This window comes from Pauljensenia sp. C0170B5, assembly GCF_056590195.1.
Genome location: NZ_JBWPVR010000022.1, coordinates 1 through 1,595, shown reverse-complemented (window position 1 = coordinate 1,595; position 1,595 = coordinate 1). Strand labels below are relative to the sequence as shown.

1 protein-coding gene is annotated in these 1,595 nt (G+C 41.2%); it reads right to left on the bottom strand.

What is annotated here, in order from left to right:
• Nucleotides 1–52: 52 nt before the first annotated feature.
• A partial coding sequence (locus AC1EJZ_RS11165; RefSeq protein ID WP_285025529.1) for an IS4 family transposase occupies nt 53–1,595 on the bottom strand: 1,543 nt, incomplete at its 5' end.

Below are 1,595 nucleotides of genomic sequence, written 5' to 3'. Positions count from 1 at the left end.
ACTTAAACTTCCCACACTAAATAAGCCAGTAATCTCTTGATCTTGCTTGGCTTTAGGCTTCTATATTATTTTTGCTAGTTTTCTTTAACAATTTTTGCATGTATTTGGGTAAACGATTGATAAAGTCAGCCGTGAATTCAGCTATTTGTGCTTCACTGGCATGAAAGACTTGCTTTACGCTGGCCAGCATTGCATCAGTAATCAATTGCAAGGAATGGCTAAAAGTAATGTCCGCCAGCTCATCAATCATGCAATAGAACAGCTCGCCTAGCGTGCGTTCATCTTCATCGTCCCGCTTGGCAACTGACATAAGCATGTAGCGAGTAAAAACTATGGCAACATGAGCGGTCAAAGCATCGTAAGACAGGCCATGATATTCCGTACTTAGTTTTAGATAACTTTTGCAAGTTTTGAAAAAAACCTCAATATCCCAACGCTTGCCGTAGTTGCGGATAATTTCATCTTCGCTAAGCGACATGTCGGTACAAATGATTGCCAGCCAATCCTTGCGATTGGCACGGTTTCTAACGCAGACAATCCGTGCATCTATTTTAGCACCGTCTTTGTCCTGGCGTCCGACTTTGACTGGGATTGACAGCAGGTAGCGAGAACGGCCGCATCGCTTTTTACAGCTGCGATAAATCTGTTTGATGTTTTTGCGTTCTCCCTCAAATTCATATTTGATTTTGGAGCTAACCTTAACCATGGCAATCACATCCAGCTTCCTTTGCTTGAGCTGGACGATTTGATGTGGATTTGAGAACCAGCTGTCAAACAGCACGTACTTGGCTTGATGACCTGCTTTCATAGCTTGGTCGATTAAATTAACCATCACGTCTGTGCCTTTAGTCCGGGCAAGCATACGTCTTTGGCCAGCAATGGTGCGCTGATCAAAAACTTTATTTTCGCCAATCATATTCTGTAGCTTCTGAGAAGACAGCAGCACTGAATTGATTGGCATGAAAGAAGCTCCATCAGTCCAGCCCAGGGTCATCATGCGAAAACCTTTCTTGTAAGTCATTGATACATGGTCAAAAACTTTGGCGACTAATTCTGTTTTCTTGAAGCCGGTCCTAGAGAAGTAGGAATCATCGACAACAAAGCAATCAGCCCGTTTTTCTGAAGTCAAAGATCGCAAGTGGTTATTAATGATTTGCGCAGACAGAAGTGTGGTGAAGTGGAGCCAATTGACGTGAACGTTGCGCATAAAACGGTAATATGAGTTCTTGGAAAAATTTTCTTGAAAATGATCCATTTTCAGCTGCATATATAAGCTGCGGTCACGAAAGACATTGCTTAAAACGTAAAGAAACAAGCTGAACAGGCTAATGCCTTTTTCCTTGCGGAAGCCACATTTTCTCAACAGCTTGATCACCTGAAACTTCTTGATGAAGCTGATGATTGAGTTTGAAAATAGTTGTTCATTTTGTTGGTCAGGAGATGGTAAAATAGACATTGGCACAAGCCTTTCATGCAAATAAATTATGTTTTGGTCAATATAATTATAGCAATGAAAAGGACTTGTGCCTTTTATATTTGTCAAAACACGCAGAATCACAATGAAACAAGCAATTTTGCGTGTGGGAAGTTTAAGT